At 64.2% G+C, this 14919-nt stretch carries 12 protein-coding genes; 6 read left to right on the forward strand and 6 right to left on the reverse strand.

The genetic code is table 11. From position 1 onward, the window contains the following. Window positions 1–393 precede the first annotated feature (393 nt). Both SO156_RS30580 and SO156_RS30585 read right to left on the reverse strand, forming a co-directional pair. Window positions 394–915, reverse strand: a complete 522-nt coding sequence (locus SO156_RS30580; RefSeq protein ID WP_498537346.1) for a GNAT family N-acetyltransferase — start codon at window positions 913–915, stop codon at window positions 394–396. A gap of 29 nt (window positions 916–944) precedes the next feature. Beyond that, window positions 945–1499, reverse strand: a complete 555-nt coding sequence (locus tag SO156_RS30585) for a PAS domain-containing protein (protein ID WP_458145527.1) — start codon at window positions 1497–1499, stop codon at window positions 945–947. Window positions 1500–1952: 453 nt separating this feature from the next. Between SO156_RS30585 and SO156_RS30590 the strand changes: the two genes are divergently transcribed. Then, the gene (locus tag SO156_RS30590; protein WP_498537347.1) at window positions 1953–2759 is read left to right on the forward strand and encodes a rhomboid family intramembrane serine protease; all 807 of its coding nucleotides are present in this window, start codon (window positions 1953–1955) and stop codon (window positions 2757–2759) included. 190 nt (window positions 2760–2949) lie between these two features. After that, complete coding sequence (locus SO156_RS30595) at window positions 2950–3378, forward strand: CBS domain-containing protein (protein ID WP_458145529.1); 429 nt, start codon at window positions 2950–2952, stop codon at window positions 3376–3378. A gap of 3 nt (window positions 3379–3381) precedes the next feature. On the opposite strand, the gene SO156_RS30600 is transcribed toward SO156_RS30595, so the two are convergent. Continuing rightward, window positions 3382–4476, reverse strand: a complete 1095-nt coding sequence (locus SO156_RS30600; RefSeq protein ID WP_458145530.1) for a patatin-like phospholipase family protein — start codon at window positions 4474–4476, stop codon at window positions 3382–3384. Between the two features lie 235 nt (window positions 4477–4711). Between SO156_RS30600 and SO156_RS30605 the strand changes: the two genes are divergently transcribed. The 3 genes from SO156_RS30605 to SO156_RS30615 all read left to right on the forward strand — a co-directional run bounded on the left by SO156_RS30605 (window position 4712) and on the right by SO156_RS30615 (window position 9124). Continuing rightward, window positions 4712–5773: an RgsD C-terminal domain-containing protein gene (locus SO156_RS30605; RefSeq protein ID WP_498537348.1), complete on the forward strand. Its 1062-nt coding sequence runs from the start codon at window positions 4712–4714 to the stop codon at window positions 5771–5773. Between the two features lie 511 nt (window positions 5774–6284). Beyond that, window positions 6285–6479 carry a hypothetical protein gene (locus tag SO156_RS30610; protein ID WP_027525651.1) on the forward strand — a complete coding sequence of 65 codons (195 nt, stop codon included), beginning with the start codon at window positions 6285–6287 and terminating at the stop codon, window positions 6477–6479. Window positions 6480–6661: 182 nt separating this feature from the next. After that, window positions 6662–9124: a putative bifunctional diguanylate cyclase/phosphodiesterase gene (locus tag SO156_RS30615; protein WP_498537349.1), complete on the forward strand. Its 2463-nt coding sequence runs from the start codon at window positions 6662–6664 to the stop codon at window positions 9122–9124. Here the strand turns inward: SO156_RS30615 and SO156_RS30620 are convergent. The 3 genes from SO156_RS30620 to thrS all read right to left on the reverse strand — a co-directional run bounded on the left by SO156_RS30620 (window position 9110) and on the right by thrS (window position 13214). Beyond that, entirely contained in the window at window positions 9110–10384 is a 1275-nt protein-coding gene (locus SO156_RS30620) for a serine hydrolase domain-containing protein (protein ID WP_498537400.1), read from the reverse strand. The two genes, SO156_RS30615 and SO156_RS30620, sit on opposite strands and share 15 nt — an antisense overlap. A 126-nt stretch (window positions 10385–10510) precedes the next feature. After that, window positions 10511–11074, reverse strand: a complete 564-nt coding sequence (locus SO156_RS30625; protein WP_458145533.1) for a nitroreductase family protein — start codon at window positions 11072–11074, stop codon at window positions 10511–10513. A 97-nt stretch (window positions 11075–11171) separates the two neighbouring features. Next, entirely contained in the window at window positions 11172–13214 is a 2043-nt protein-coding gene (thrS, locus tag SO156_RS30630) for a threonine--tRNA ligase (protein WP_498537350.1), read from the reverse strand. A 452-nt stretch (window positions 13215–13666) separates the two neighbouring features. Here thrS and SO156_RS30635 point away from each other — a divergent pair, with 452 nt between their 5' ends. Beyond that, window positions 13667–14845: an MFS transporter gene (locus SO156_RS30635; protein WP_458145535.1), complete on the forward strand. Its 1179-nt coding sequence runs from the start codon at window positions 13667–13669 to the stop codon at window positions 14843–14845. Window positions 14846–14919: the final 74 nt, after the last annotated feature.

The raw sequence follows: 14919 nt of genomic DNA on the forward strand, positions 1-14919 counted from the left end.
TCATCGCGGAGCTGTAGCGGGGATCGGTCTGCTTCATGTAAGTCGGGGACGTGTCGCGTGGAGGTGTCGGCAGACGGTCGCTTCGCCGGCTTTCCAGGGGGCGGTCGGAAGAATTGCGCCACACCCCGCAAGAAAGAAGACGTCGCAGGTCGAGACGCGCTCGTGGAATGCGTTGGCGTTGGTCGTGGCCATCGCGGTCGTCGCAGCGAAACTGATCAATGCAATTGCTGTCAATCGGGATTTCGAAAACATAGGAATCCTCCAGTCCTCGGTTCGGCGAGGCCCGGAACGGCCCGCTCAGCCGTTGGACGGGGTCGGATGAAGACCGGTTCGAGGGGCTACACGGTAACGTGAACCGTCCGTGGCGACGCCAGACCTGCAAGCTGGGCCGCACTAGGCATTGCGCAAACCACGCTGATCGAGATCGCGGACCATGTATCTTGCGCTGTCGCCATAGGATGCCAGCTTGACGCGCAATGCCGCATCGGGCGCGATCACGCGAAAATCGTGGCGCCCCCAGAATGGAGAGGTGTCGTAGACGGAGACGAGCGCGAGATATTCGATTCCGTTCGTGCGCGCCAGGCGTGCGAGCGTCTCGATGTACGATGTCGCGATGCGACTGCCGCGCGATGCGGGCATCACCGCGACGTCATGCACGTAGAGGCAGTCTGGCGCGGGCGGCAGTCTTTGCAGGAAGTCATCAAGCGGTGGAATCTGGTGGAGCGTCCAGGGATGAGCGATACCGTAGCCAAAGACGTCGTCGCCCGCGATGAGCACCCGGCAGCCCTCGGGGAACAAGCTCATCTTCTCCGCAAGCACGTCCGCGCGTTCCGGCAGATTGGGATGGAGGGCCGCCGCGATCGCGATGATCGCCGGCAGATCGGAGGGGCCGGCGCGGCGCCAGTGTGATTGCACGTTGCTTCCCGCGCGCCCGGGGCGGGCGCCTATCTCAGCCCCTCATATACCATCAATCCGCGCGCGATCTGCAGCTTGCGGATGGCGCGCGGCAGCAGTTTCTCCGGCTGGTGCAGATAGCGCCATGAGGTGAGCGCGAATTCGCCGAGCGCGCCGTATTCGTCATCGAACGGGGCGAGCACGCCGGTGACGCTCACTGGGGTGTGTGGACGTGCGTTGAAAGGCAGCAGCAAGAGCTCGAGATGCGCGCGCGTGCCATCCTGCCGCGTCGCGGTGAGGCCGGCGATGGCGCCAAGCGTCTCCTCGGCGACGATGGAAGTGATCTCCTCGATTTCGGTGCGGCATTCGCGCGTAAACAGCGCGGCAAAGCTCTGGTCCTTGAGGTCGCGTCCGGCGAGCGCGCAGACGCGCGTGCCGGCGACGCGGAAGGGGAAGCCGAGCGTCGGCTCGCAGGACAGGACAAAGATGTCGCCGAGCAGGCCGCGGACGGCGGCCGGATCGATATCGGCACGATCAGGCGCCCGCGCGGTGCCGCGCTTGTCGTCCCAGTAGGCGAAGAATTCGCGGCTCGACGGATGTTTCATGGCTCTATGCTTGCCCCTCGGCCGCACGTCATGGGACAGACTTGTCCCGCTTCAGTGCACGTCGGGTCCTTCTCCTTGTTGTGCAGGAGCGGATTTGCAGCGTCCATGCCGCAGGCGCGTTTTTGGCCTCCAGGGGCGGGCCTTTGCTTCGTTAACGTTAAATTAACGATGGGCTTTAACCTGTTCGCGCGCCTGCTATGGTCGCCGCGGTCGCAAGCTTCGCCGTTTTTCCAGGTTCTCGGCGGGGCCTGTACACAAGGCGTCAAACAGTTTGGTCACGGGCCGCGGGGAGGGGTGGGGATAGTCCTTTTTCCTCCAAGTCCCGGAAGACCGACACGGACAGGGAGGGCTTTCCCAGGGCCCTCCCTTTTCCTTTTGTGCACTTGCACGGGGTGGGCAAAGGCGACTATCTCCACGCTTGTCGCCTATTAGCGCTTTGAAAGCCAAAATCCCTTGGACGCCCCGCCAAATTCCCCGCCGGATGAGCCGGCCGCACTTCAGGACGCGCGGCGCGAGCCGGTATTGACACTGCCGGGCGCGCTGACGGCCTACATCGCGCTGCTGGCAGTGATCCATCTGCGGGTGCTGCTGCCGCCGGAACTCGAGAACTGGACGATCGACGTATTCGGCTTCATCCCGAAGCGCTACGATTCCTCACTGCTCAATCTCGCAATCCCCGGCGGCACCGGTGCGAAGGTGTGGACCTTCGTCACCTATTCGCTGCTCCACGCCAATCTCACGCATCTCGGCTTCAATGTGCTGTGGCTGTTGCCGTTCGGCAGCGCGCTGGCGCGGCGCTTTGGGCCGGTGCGCTTCTACCTGTTCCTGGCGATGACGGCGGCGGCCGGCGCGCTTGCCCACTTGCTCACCCATGAACATGCGGTGGTACCGATGATCGGGGCATCGGCGTCGGTATCCGGCGCCATGGCCGCGGCGATCCGCTTTGCTTTCGTGCGCGGCAGCTTCCTGTCCTTCAGCCGCAGCGATGCTGACACGGCGGCAAAGGTGCCGGCACTGCCGCTGTCGCGAGCGCTGCGGGACGGGCGGGTGATGGGCTTTCTCGCGGTGTGGTTCGGCGTCAACATCATCTTCGGCATTGGGGCCATCGGGGTCGGCACCGAGGGCGCAACCGTGGCCTGGCAGGCGCATATCGGCGGCTTCTTCGCGGGGCTTCTCTTGTTCTCGCTGTTCGACCCCGTGCCGCGCGTGCGCCCCGATGCTGCAGATGCGTCATCACAGGACATTTCAGATCACATTTGAAGCGGCGCTTGCGGGATGGGGCGATTTCATCCATCATCGCATGCGAAGAATGTCGTGATGCGACAAGCCGGTAGCGGCCATGCTTCGTGCAGCGCCTGAGAACGAAACCGGCATTGAGACTGTTAGTTGAAGACTCGCGAACAAGTCCGGCCCACGCTTAGAGGGCTGGGTGGGATTCAGGGAGGCGGCAATGACGGTACGTTCTATCCTCAACACCAAGGGCCACCAGATCATGAGCGTCGAGCCCGACGCAAAGATGTCGGCCGCAATCAAACTACTTGGCGAGAAGAAGATCGGCGCGGTCCTCGTGATGAATCAGAGCCGGCTGGAAGGCATCCTTTCGGAACGTGACATCGTGCGCGTGCTGGGCGAGCGAGGCGCCGGCGTGCTCGAGGAGCCGGTCTCGAACGTCATGACCCGCAAGGTGGTGACCTGCAAGGAGACCGACACGGTCGCCGAGATCATGGAGATGATGACCACGGGCAAGTTTCGACATCTGCCGGTCATCGACAATGGCAAAGTGGTCGGCCTGATTTCGATCGGCGACATCGTCAAATGGCGCGTGCGCGAATACGAGACCGAGCAGGAAGCCCTGCGCGACTACATCAAGACGGCCTAAGCCTTATTCGCTGACGTTCTCGCTGGTCTTGTTCTGGTCAGTCTTGTTTTGATCAGACTTGGATGCGGTGGCTTCCGTTGCTGGTACCAGCACGTCGATCGCCTCCTGGATGGAGTCGATCGCGCGCTCGGCGGCGCGCGTGCCGAACGCGATCAGATCGTCTGCGCGGTGAAAGTCGAACCATCCGATCTGGCCGACCCGCGGCGTGATCAGCATGTCCGGTGGATCGCCCGCGAGGCGCGCGCGGGTGATGCGGTCCTGCATGATGTTGAAAGCATCGACCATCACCGAGGAGATGCCGGGCCGTCCGCCGCCGCCGAAGAACTCGCGTTTCACCGTGCGCTCGGGCGAGAAAAACCTCGGGAAGCGCCGCTTGGCGGCGTCCTTTGCCGTGGTGTCCTCGGTTGCCAGCGGCTCGACCGCAGCGGGCATCGCGCCATGCGAATAGATGGTCGTGGAATGGGTGAAAATGTCGCTGGAAAGATTTGCTGCGATGACGATTTCCGCACCCAGCGCCCGCGCCGCCGAGACCGGCACCGGGTTGACCAGCGCGCCATCAACCAGCCAGCGATCGCCGACCAGCACGGGCGAGAAGATGCCCGGCAGCGCGTAGGAAGCGCGCATCGCCTCGACCATGCGGCCGCGCGTCAGCCAGATCTCGTGGCCGGTGCGGACTTCGGTGGCGACTGTGGCGAACTTGATCGGCAGATCCTCGATCAGGGTCTGGCCGATCGCTGCCTCCAGGCGGGTTGCGAGCTTCTCGCCGCCAATCAGGCCGGAGCCATTGAGGCGGATGTCGAGATAGGAGAGGATGTTGCGTACGCCCTGGAAGCTGCGCGCCCAGTCCTCGAGCGTGTCGAGATGGCCGGCCGCGTAGGCGCCGCCGATGACCGCACCTATTGAAGTGCCGACCACGACGTTAGGCACGATGCCGTTGGCGAGCAACGTCCTCAGGATACCGATGTGGGCGAAGCCGCGCGCCGCACCCCCGCCGAGCGCAAGGCCGATGACCGGTCGGCGAATGCTGCCGAGCCCCACCTTTTCGCCGTTCGCGCCGTTGGAGCTGTTCGCGCCGCGACCCTTCAACATATCCAGCACCGAAGATCTCCTACGACCCGACTGACGCTGACCAGACTAGGCACCGCGCTGGCGCCCTGCCAGAAGCACAGCGAAGCATGGTTTATGCCGCTTTGGTGATGGCACTGGGCAGGAGTATGGCGATGGCCGGTTGCCGCAAGACTAACCATTTAAGGTTCCGCCCGTTCCAGAAACAGGTGTTTCCCGGGGTTCCAGTGGCTTGAATTTGCCGCGTTTTCGGTGAAAAGCAGGAGGCATGATTTTCGGGGGTGACGGCATCAGACGATGGCGGCGCGGCGGATGGCTGCTGCCGGCCGTTTTGCTTGCCTGCTTCCTCGGCGAGGGCGCCGCTCACGCGCAATTGTTCTCTGATCGCCCGCCGCCGGTACCGCCGGCCGCCGTGCCCGATCCCGGTGCGGCCGTCAGCCTCGCGCCCCCGTCGGGCCCGGGCGCGGCGCCGCCGAGCCTGCCGCCGACGCTGATGCAGCCTGCTTCTCCCACCATCCCGCCCTCGGTCTCGACGGTTCCGCCGGCCGCGCCCATGGGGGCGGCGGCGCCCGGCCAAGCCGTGCTGTCGCTGACCGCGAAATACGGCAAGGATCTGCCACCGATCACCAGCGGGCTGGTGTGGCGGGTGTTTGCCGACCGCCCCGACGAGAATGGCACGTTCAAGCTGATCCGCGAGGAGCGCAACGCCACGCCCAACATCGTGTTGCCGCCCGGCAATTACGTCGTGCACGTCGCCTTCGGCCTCGTCAGCGCGGTGCGTACGGTCAGCCTGAAGGCGGAGACCGACCGTGAGGCCTTCGTGCTGCCTGCGGGCGGCCTGCGCATCGAGGGCCGCGTCGGCACCAGCCGCATTCCGCAGAACCAGATCTCGTTCGCGATCTACAAAGGCAGCCAGTTCGAAGGCGGCGAGCGCTCCTCGCTGGTGCCGAACGTCGCCGCCGGCGACGTCGTGCTGCTGCCGGAGGGCACCTACTACATCATCTCCAACTATGGCGACGCCAACTCGGTGGTGCGCTCCGACATCCGCGTGCAGGCCGGCAAGCTCACCGACGTGACCATTACCCACCGCGCCGCCGTGATCACGCTGAAGCTCGTCAGCGACAAGGGCGGCGAGGCGCTCGCCAACACCGCCTGGTCGGTTCTCACCCCCGGCGGCGACGTGATCAAGGAATCGATCGGCGCGTTCCCGCGCGTCGTGCTCTCCGAAGGCGAATACCGCGCCATCGCCAAGAACGAGGGCAAGGTCTATGAGCGCGGCTTCAACGTCGTCAACGGTGTCGACGGCGAAGTCGAAGTCGTCGCGCGCTGACGCGTCCAGCCTGAACCAGAACGCGATACTGTCTCGCCCCGCCTGCGCCCGCTGAATACACGGGCCCTCGATCCGGCGATTTTCGTAACATTGTTCCGCGCTTCTCATCCAGCGCACGAATGGAAGCGGCGCGATCTGCGCCGTCGCGCAGACGGATGCCGATCGCCGTGGCGTCGCCGACATTCTTGCCAGCGTGACCATCAAGCGTGATCGCTATCCGACATTTTGCAGGCGCGAGTCGACCGCTGAGGCTCTCACGGGATGACTGGTGAGTCCCTGCTCGCTGATCATCCCGCCTTGTGTTCCCTTTGAGTGCGAAAGCGCTACCAAACCGTCTTCAGGCGCAAGGCTTGGGGAAACACCGCACCTGCGACGTAATTCCGATAATCAATTTTGTTCTTTTTCGCTCCTGCTGCGTTATATCTCTGGCATCCGTCCAAGGGGGCCGGATGCGCGGGCCATCTGTCTTCGTCGCGCGTGGCCGGCAACAGCAGGGGGCGCACCCGTCGGCATGTTCGAAGTGGTCCTAACGCGGCGCAAGCGGTTTGGCTGGCGGTGGCAGGTTTGCGACCAGTCCGGCAAGCTGTTTGCCGATGGCTTCGAGCGCACCCGTCCGGCGGCCAAGTATCAGGGGGAACGCGCGCTGTTCTTCCTCTTGTCCCAGGCCTATCTGAACAACCGGTCGGCGGCCTCGAGCGAGGACTGACGGCTGTCGGTCATTTCCACGTTTGCGTTGAGAAGAAGCTGTCACAGTCCCTAACGCGCGCTAAACCATCATGTGACTTAAAACTGTCATAATTCCCGATCGGGCGCTGCGCACAAGGGCTCTTTACACGCCATTAAGTGCCCCTGCCTTGGATGCGCTGGGATAGCGCGTTGGGGACTACGATGAGTGCCGCGAAGAAGGCGCCGGGCAAACCGGCCACCGAAATGTTCGACGACATCCCGGTGCTTCAGCGCAAATGGCACGCTGCGTTGCGGCCGGGTGAACGGCTCCCGCGCTACGAGGACGTGATGCTCGGCAGCCTCGGGCGGCTCGCCGACCACATCGCGCTGCTGCGGAATGATGGTGCGCTAGAGCTGTCGCGCAGTGGACGCTATGTGCAGAAATGGCTCGGCGACGAGCGCTGGGACGTTCCGGTCGAAGCGCTGGCGCCCGATTGCGCCACCGCGCTGGCGGAGGTCGCGGCGAATGCGCTTCACAACGGCTGCCCGCATCATTCGCGCGCGCATTGCGTGCGCGACGGCATGGTCAGGACGTACGACGTGTTGGCGCTGCCAACTGCCTCCCGCTGGGGCACCACGCTGATTGGTATCTACGTCAACGAGTGCGGCGCGCAATATAATCTTCTCGATGCGATCTTCGCCGCGACTGACGACGCGGTGGTGTCGCTCGCCGCATTGCGTGATGCCGATGCGAAGGCGTTCGACTTCCAGATCGTCCATCACAACAAGAGCGCGGAGGTGCTCCTGAAGGTGGCTAGTGGAAGCCTGTTGTGGCGCCGCCTCGGTGAGGGCGGCACGCTGCTCGCCTCACCGGAGGTCGGGAAGCTCTTGCTCGCGGCAATCTCGGGCGGCCGCAGCGAGCAGTGCGAGATCGAGAGCGATGGCGGCTATCTCCGGCTCAGCGCCACCGCCTTTGCCGACGTCGTGTCGCTCACGATCTCCGATGTCACCGCGCTGAAGCGCCGCGACGCGTCGTTCCGTCTGCTGTTCGACAACAACCCGATGCCGATGTGGGTGTTCGATGCCGAGACGAAACGCTTCCTGAGCGTCAACGACGCAGCGGTCCAGCACTATGGTTACGACCGGGACGCCTTCCTGCGCATGAGCCTGCCGGAGATCTGGCCGCAGGACGAATGGGACAGTCATTCCGAGGCGCTGGAGCGAGTCGGCGACACCTATAACTCGTCGCGCAACTGGCGGCACCTGCGCGCCAACGGCAGCGAGATCGAGGTCCTGACCTTCGGCCGCCGCGTCACGTTCGAAGGCCGCGATGGCTATCTGGTCGCGGTGGTCGACATCACCGAACGGCGCAAGGCGGAGGCGCGCATCGCCTACATGGCCCATCACGACGGGCTCACCAATCTGGCGAACCGGGAATATTTCCAGGACCGGCTCAAACAGGCGCTCGACCAGGCCGGGGGCAAGAGGGTCGGCGTGCTCTGCATCGATCTCGACCTGTTCAAAACTGTCAACGATTCCTTCGGCCATCCCGTGGGTGACCGCCTGCTGAAACAGGTTGCGGAGCGCCTGGCGATCGCGATCCGCGGCGCCAACCTTGCCGCTCGCCTCGGCGGCGACGAGTTCGCCGTGATCCTTGCCGCCGACGTTTCGCCGAACGAGGCCAGCGCCTGTGCGAGCCTCCTGATCGAGATGCTGAGCGCACCCTATGACATCGACGGCCTGGAGCTGGTGATCGGCGCCAGCATCGGCATCGCACTGTCACCCGGCGACGGCATGACGTCGGAAGAATTGATGCGCAATGGCGACATGGCACTCTATCGCGCCAAGTCCGACGGCGGCGGCGTGCATCGCTTCTTCGAAAAGGAGATGGATCTGCAAGCGCAGCGGCGCCGCGACATGGAGCTCGACCTCAGGCGCGCGTTTGCCAATGGCGAATTCGAACTGCACTATCAGCCGCTGGTCTCGATCGCCTCCGACAGCATCTCGGGCTTCGAATCCCTGTTGCGTTGGCGTCATCCGGACAAGGGCATGATCTCGCCAGCCGAGTTCATCCCGGTGGCCGAGGATATAGGCCTGATCACCCAGCTCGGGGAGTGGGTGCTCCGCGAAGCGTGCAGCGAGGCGGTGAAATGGCCCCGCGACATCAAAGTCGCGGTCAATCTATCGCCGGCGCAATTCCGCAGCCGCAACCTGGTCCAGATCGTGATCTCGGCGCTGGCACAGTCGGGCCTGGCGCCGAAGCGGCTCGAGCTCGAGATCACCGAGTCGATCTTCCTGGCTGAGACCGATGCCAACCTCGCCACCCTGCATCAGTTACGCGGGCTCGGCGTCGGCATCTCCATGGACGATTTCGGCACGGGCTATTCCAGCCTCAGCTATTTGCGCAGCTTTCCCTTTGACAAGATCAAGATTGATCGTTCCTTCGTGAAGGATCTCGCGGAACGCCCGGACTGCGTCGCGATCGTGCGCGCGATCTCGGGGCTCGGCCGCAGCCTCAACATCACGACGACGGCGGAAGGCGTCGAGACCGAGGACCAGCTCGACTGGCTGCGCGCGGAAGGCTGCAACGAGGTTCAGGGATTCCTGTTCAGCGCGGCGCGCCCCGCGGGCGAGATCGAACAGTTGCTGACGACGTTCGGACAGCGCGCCTCACGGGCGGCGTAGCTCGGCAGGGTAGGCATCGTAGACGAGCGCCTTGAAGGCTGGCGTGATGCGGCCGCGCTCGTTCTGGGTCTGCTGCATCATGACGTAGATCATGTCGAGCTTGGGATCGACGCCGAAATAGGTGCCGCTGCCCGAATCCCACTTCAGTTCGCCGATCGAGCCCGGCGGTGGCGGTCTCGCATCGCCCGGATCGGTGCGCACCGCAAGGCCGTAGCCGTAGCCGAAGCCGTCGCCCGGGAAATAGAAAAAGTCGCGATCGACACCCGACCCCGGCCCGATGTGGTCCGTCGTCATGTCCTTGAAGGCGGCGGGGCTAAGATAACGCTTGCCATCCAGCTCGCCGCCGTTGAGCAGCATCTGCGCAAACCGCCCGTAGTCGGTGATGGTCGAGAGCAGGCCGCCGCCGCCAGATTCCCATTCGGGATGGGCGAGACGCTCGCGCTCGGCGTCGAGCAGAATGCTGTCGTTCGGCAACGGCCGCGCCATCCGCTTCAACTCGCCGGGCTTCGTCAGCACGAACTTGGTGCTGGTCATGCCGAGCGGATCGAGCACGTTCTGCTTGAGATATTCGTAGAGCGTCTGCCCCGAGATCACCTCGATGACGCGGCCGAGCACGTCGGTGGAATGGCCGTAGCGCCAGAGCGTACCGGGTTGACGCGCCAGCGGCAGTCTCGCGATGCGCTCGGCGAATTCGCGGTTGTCGAACTGGCCGGCGAAGATCCTCGCATCGTGATAGGCCTGCTCGACCCATTTGCCGCCGATATAATCGTAGCTAATGCCGGAGGTGTGACGCATCAGGTCCTGGATAGTCACCGGATGGATCGGCGGCACCAAATCGAGGGCGAGCGTGCCGTCGCGATTGGTGACCTCCAATCCAACCTTGGTATCGGCGAAGGATGGAATGTATTTCGAGACCGGGTCGGCGAGCGCGAGCTTACCCGCGTCGATCAGCATCATCGCCCCCAAGCTCGTGATCGGCTTGGTCATGGAGTGGATGGCGAAGATCGTGTCCGGTGTCATGGGCAGGCCGGTCCGGACGTCGCATACGCCAAAGGTCTTCAGATAGAGCGGCTTGCCGTGCTGCTGAACCAGGATGACCGCACCCGGCAGCCGGCGGGCCGTGACCTCGTTGTTGAAGAACGCTGTGATGCGCTCGAGCTGGTCGGGCGAGGGCGCGGGGATATCGTTCGCGCGGCTGCGCATGGCGGTGCCGGCGAGCAGCGCCGCCCCGGCAAGGAATGTTCGTCGCGTGGTGGTCATCGCATGAGCCCGCGCTGCGTCAGGCGGCAGCATGGGCGTGAGCAAGCGTCACTTCGGTATCCTGCCCGGCCGACGCAATGGGATCAAAGCCGGAAGATGAGTGGTTCGTCAACTGTGAGACGTCGTCTAGAACCGGGTTACGATCTCCGAGAGTACTGGGCGAGGGCGGTCTTCGCTCGGCTTGGTTGGCCTGCCGATGTGCACGAGGCCGGCGAGCTTCTCGTCCGGCTTGAGCCCGAGCCCTTCCAGCACGTCGCGGTCGAAGGCAAACCAGCCGGTCAGCCAGCACGCGCCATAGCCAAGCGCAGTCGCGGCCGTGACGATGTTCATGGCGCTGGCGCCGGCCGACAATTCCTGCTCCCAGGCCGGCACCTTAGGATGCGGCTTGGTAAAGCTGACGATCCCGATGACGAGCGGGGCGTCAGTGAGCCGCTTCCTTTCGACCTCGATCTCGGCCGCCGGTGCGCCCGGATTCTTGCGCGCGAACACGCGCGCGATCACTTCGCCGGCACGCTCGCGCGCCTCGCCCTCGAAGACGATGAAGCGCCAGGGGGCGAGCTTGCCGTGATCCGGCACCCGCGCGCCGATGGTGAGGATCGTGTCGAGCTCGGACGGCGAGGGGCCGGGCCCCGCCATCTCGCGCGGCTTGACGGAGCGGCGGGTCTTCAGGAGGTCGATGGCGTCGGGCACGGAAGTTTCCTCTTCGGCTGGTCGTCGGGCATGCATGTCTACCCGAGATAGGCATGCATGCCCGCAACCGAAAGCGAGTTTAGACCGTTTTCAACGATCAGGCCGCGCTGCGCGCCCGCTGGACGTCCGGCGGGGTTGCCTCATCGAGAAGTGCGGCCAGTGCCTCCGCCGTCGGCATCACCTTCTGCCCGTCGCTGCCGAGCCGGCGGACGGAAACCGAATGCGTCTCGGCCTCCTTCTTGCCGACCACGAGCAGCGCGGGGATCTTGGCCAGCGAGTGCTCGCGGACCTTGTAGTTGATCTTCTCGTTGCGCAGGTCGATCTCGACCCGCAGGCCGGCGCGGCGTGCCTGCTCCACCACCTGCTTGGCGTATTCGTCGGCCTCCGAGGTGATGGTCGTGACCACCACCTGCACCGGCGAGAGCCAGAGCGGGAAGTTACCGGCATAGTGCTCGATCAGGATGCCGATGTAGCGCTCCATCGAACCGCAGATCGCACGGTGCACCATCACCGGCGGCTTCTTGCCGCCGTCATGGTCGATATAGAACGCGCCGAACCGTTCCGGCAGGTTGAAGTCGACCTGCGTGGTACCGCACTGCCAGTCGCGGCCGATCGCATCGCGCAGCACGTATTCGAACTTCGGCCCATAGAAGGCGCCTTCGCCCGGATTGATCTCGGTCTTGATGTGATTGTTCTGCGACTGGATCTCGCGCAGCACCGTCGCCATCACGCGCTCGGCATGATCCCACATCGCATCGGTGCCGACGCGCTTGTCGGGACGGGTCGACAGCTTCACGGTGAGGTCGCCGGTGAAGCCGAAATCGGCATAGGTCGACAGGATCAGGTCATTGATCTTGAGGCACTCGTCGGCGAGCTGCTCCTCGGTGCAGAAGATATGCGCATCGTCCTGGGTGAAGCCGCGCACGCGCATCAGACCGTGCATGGCGCCCGACGGCTCGTAGCGATGCACCACGCCGAACTCGGCGAGCCGCATGGGCAGGTCACGATAGCTCTTCAGGCCGTGCTTGAAGATCTGCACGTGACCGGGGCAGTTCATCGGCTTGAGCGCAAACCAGCGCTTGTCCTCGGCCTCGTCGCCGGCGGATTGCGCCGCGAACATGTTCTCGCGGTACCAGCCCCAATGGCCGGACGTCTCCCACAGGACCTTGTCGAGGATTTGCGGAGCGTTGACCTCGCTGTAGTCGCCGGTCAGGCGTCGCCTCATATAGGCAATGAGCTGCTGAAAGATCGTCCAGCCCTTGGGGTGCCAGAACACCACGCCCGGACCTTCTTCCTGGAAGTGGAAGAGGTCGAGTTCGCGCCCGAGCTTGCGATGGTCGCGCTTCTCGGCTTCCTCTATCTGCTTGAGATAAGCGTCGAGGTCCTCCTGCTTGGCGAAGGCGGTGCCGTAGATGCGGGTCAGCATCGGGTTGTTGGAATCGCCGCGCCAATAGGCGCCCGCCACCTTCATCAGTTTGAAGGCGTTCCCGATCTTGCCGGTCGAGGTCATGTGCGGGCCGCGGCACAGATCGAACCAGTCGCCCTGGAAATAGATCTTGATCGGTTCATTGCCGGGAATGGCGTCAACCAGCTCGACCTTGAAGGCCTCTCCCTTGTCGCGGAACACCTGCTTGGTCTTCTCGCGATCCCAGACCTCCTTGGTGAACGGTTTGTCGCGCGCGATGATCTCGCGCATCTTCTTCTCGATCGCGGCAAAATCTTCCGGGGTGAACGGCTCGTTGCGGAAGAAGTCGTAATAGAAGCCGTTCTCGATCACCGGGCCGATGGTGACTTGCGTGCCCGGCCACAGAGTTTGCACTGCTTCCGCCAGCACGTGTGCGGCGTCATGCCGGATCAACTCCAGCGCGCGGGGATCGTCGCGGTTGACGAACTCGATCTTGGCATCGGACTCGATCGGATCATTGAGATCGGCGAGCGCGCCGTCGAGCACCATCGCAACCGTGCGCTTGGCGAGCGACGGCGAGATGCCCTTGGCGATGTCGAGGCCGGTAGTGCTCTTGTCGAATTGGCGCTTGGCGCCGTCGGGGAAGGTGAGGGTAACCTTGGCGGCTGGGGTCACGGGCTTCAAATTGCTGAGGCTGTACTGGAAGCCTGATTCGGACTTGTGGTCGTCGGACATAATGTTTCTCCTGAAGCTCACTCCTGCGAACGAGCGCAGGTAAGCGGGAACGAGCGGTATATCAGGCGATTCGGACTGCGCAATCGGGCAAAACGAGGAAATCGCCCGTGAGCGTCCCGTTTTGAAGGCCGACGCCAGACGCGATCTTGACGTTGCATGCGCCCACAGGTTGTTGTTTCATAGGGCGTATTGGGGATGGACTGTGGTTTTGGGGCTGGTTGCTTCGTGACGTTCGTTGGATCGACTTGCCTCAGGGAAGGCGCCGGTATTGTGCTCGTCACATTTCTGACAATGGTCGGCGGACCGACCTCCGGTGCTGCCTGGGCCACGCCGGAGCCGGGTCGCATTTCGCCAGCGCCACCGAGACCGCTGCTGCGCCAGACGCCACTGGCACGTCCGATAGACATGGTCCGCCCTTCCATGTCGTCCCGATGTTGCCTACATGCAGCTGCATGAAATCTGATCCTGCCGACCGCCGCTTCGCGCCGACCGCCCTGATGCTTGGAAACGTCGTCACCGGCTGCTCGGTGCTGGCGCCCGCTGGGATGCTCCCGGAATTGTCCTCAGGCCTCGATATCAGCATCCGCACCGCGGGCCTTCTGATCACCTTTGGCGCCATCACGCTTTGCATCGGCTCGCCGCTCACGGCGTGGCTGACCAGCCGGATCGAGCGGCGCATGCTTCTCACCGCAACGCTCGCGCTGCTTGCCGCCGGCAATATCGGCTCGGCCCTCGCTCCCGACTATACGAGCCTGCTCGCCATTCGCCTGGTGATGCTCGCGATCGGCGCGCTCTATACGCCGCAGGCCGCAGGCACTGCGGCGATCATCGTGCCGGTCGAAAAGCGCGGTAGCACGATCGCCTATGTATTTCTCGGATGGTCGATTGCCGCAGCCGTCGGCTTGCCGCTGATCACCTTCATCGCCAGCCGCTACGGTTGGCGGGGAGCCTACGGCGCGATTGGCGGGCTCGGCTGCCTCAGCTTCGTTCTGTTGCTATGGCGCCTGCCGGCCGGTTTGAAGGGTACGCCGGTCGATCTGAAGACCTGGGGCGAAGTCGGGCGCAATCGCACCATCGTGCTGCTGCTTGCGATCACCATGCTGCAGATGTCCGGGCAGTTCGTGATCTTTACCTTCATGGGGCCGCTGCTGACGAAGCTGACGGATGCCAGCCCCGATGCGATCGGTCTGGCCTTCGGCGTCTACGGTGTCTGCGGCTTCCTCGGCCTCCTCATTGCCACGCGCATCGTCGATACTTGGGGGCCCTACAGGACCTCGGTTCTGTTCACGAGCCTGTTGCTCGCGGGCGTCGCCGGATGGGCACTGGGCGCCGGCAATTTTGCATTGATGGTCCTCTCGGTCGCAGTCTGGGGGCTGGGATTTGCCTCGACCAACTCGATGCAGCAGGTGCGCCTGGTCGCGGCGGCGCCGTCGTTGGCGCCGGCCACCGTCTCGCTCAATACGTCCGTGCTCTATATCGGGCAGGCCGTGGGCTCGGCAGCGGGCGGAGCGTTGTTCGCGCGCGATCTCCTGCACACCATCGGATTCTTGGCCGCCGGCTTCGTCGTCCTCGCGCTCGCCGTTGTCGGGCTGACCCGGCCTCGGCGGGCCGTGGCGACGGTCGCGGCATAGTGCAAAGCCCGTCACATCCGGCTTTTCTCCCCAGCGGACGCTTGGCAAACCGCGCAGGAGGGCGCTAGAAGGCG

Source organism: Bradyrhizobium sp. UFLA05-125 (genome assembly GCF_059803515.1).

Excerpts from the sequence above, each read along its gene's own strand:
- SO156_RS30585 (WP_458145527.1), bottom strand. The coding sequence starts at position 1,499 with ATGAAACATCCGTCGAGCCGCGAATTCTTCGCCTACTGGGACGACAAG.
- SO156_RS30595 (WP_458145529.1), top strand. The coding sequence starts at position 2,950 with ATGACGGTACGTTCTATCCTCAACACCAAGGGCCACCAGATCATGAGC.
- SO156_RS30605 (WP_498537348.1), top strand. The coding sequence starts at position 4,712 with ATGATTTTCGGGGGTGACGGCATCAGACGATGGCGGCGCGGCGGATGG.
- SO156_RS30610 (WP_027525651.1), top strand. The coding sequence starts at position 6,285 with ATGTTCGAAGTGGTCCTAACGCGGCGCAAGCGGTTTGGCTGGCGGTGG.
- SO156_RS30615 (WP_498537349.1), top strand. The coding sequence starts at position 6,662 with ATGAGTGCCGCGAAGAAGGCGCCGGGCAAACCGGCCACCGAAATGTTC.
- SO156_RS30620 (WP_498537400.1), bottom strand. The coding sequence starts at position 10,384 with ATGACCACCACGCGACGAACATTCCTTGCCGGGGCGGCGCTGCTCGCC.
- thrS (WP_498537350.1), bottom strand. The coding sequence starts at position 13,214 with ATGTCCGACGACCACAAGTCCGAATCAGGCTTCCAGTACAGCCTCAGC.
- SO156_RS30635 (WP_458145535.1), top strand. The coding sequence starts at position 13,667 with ATGAAATCTGATCCTGCCGACCGCCGCTTCGCGCCGACCGCCCTGATG.